The sequence below is a fragment of the Oleiphilus sp. HI0128 genome (assembly GCF_001635365.1).
The window spans coordinates 1-886 of the sequence record NZ_LWGG01001078.1 but is presented as its reverse complement, the minus strand read 5'-3'; the positions used below and the strand labels follow the sequence as shown (position 1 = coordinate 886).

General features: G+C 43.5%; 1 protein-coding gene. It reads left to right on the top strand.

Features of this window, described 5'->3' with window-relative positions; genetic code table 11:
- Positions 1–151: 151 nt before the first annotated feature.
- On the top strand, positions 152–886 hold a 735-nt coding region (locus A3763_RS18380), incomplete at its 3' end, for an aldehyde dehydrogenase family protein (protein ID WP_156495166.1).

The following is an 886-nucleotide window of genomic DNA, read 5'->3' as shown; positions in this document are numbered from 1 at the left end:
CCATCAACCATGCTCAACTAAATGATGAGTACAAATCACTTTTGTGAGCAATAAGTCTATTACGTAATAAAATACACAACTTTTGAACATTAAACATTCAAATAGTACACAACATAAGCACGTTTAAATCGATAAAAATAGAGGCAAACAAATGAACTGCGCGGCGAAAATTTCTACTCACGATACATCTATTGAAGAACGATTAACTATGCTTAAGTCAGCGGCTCGAGCTAATCCTTACCCTTCCTTCAATGAGAGGAAAAAAAATCTTCTAAATCTTCGTAGCCAAATTCAGCGTTACCAAGATGCCATTACCGCTGCAGCAGCCAAAGACTTTGGCTGGCGCGCACCAGCTGAATCTAAACTTATTGATGTGCTCGGGCCCGTTTTAGAAATCAATCATGCAGTTCACAAACTCAAAAAGTGGATGAAGCCTAGTCGTAGATCCACGGAGTTACTCTTCACAAGTAATAAAGCCAAAGTACATTACCACCCCAAAGGTGTTGTCGGAATCATCTGCCCATGGAACTTTCCCTTATACCTAGCGTTAGGGCCTCTTATTGCAGCTTTGGCAGCGGGCAACAGAGCGATGATCAAAATGCCGGAGAATTGCCCTAACTCAGCCGCATTACTGCAAGAAATGCTTAGCGAAATTTTTCCTGAAGACTTGGTGGATGTGTTGCCTGGTGACCACCCGGATGCGATGAAAATTTCAGAGCAGCCTTTCGATCATTTGGTGTTTACAGGCTCGCCTAAAACCGGGCGTATTATCATGAGTAACGCGGCTAAAAATCTGGTACCTGTCACTTTAGAACTCGGTGGAAAATCGCCGGCAGTTGTGTGTGAAGGCGCCAACCTGAATGATGCCGCTAAGCGAATTGCGCAT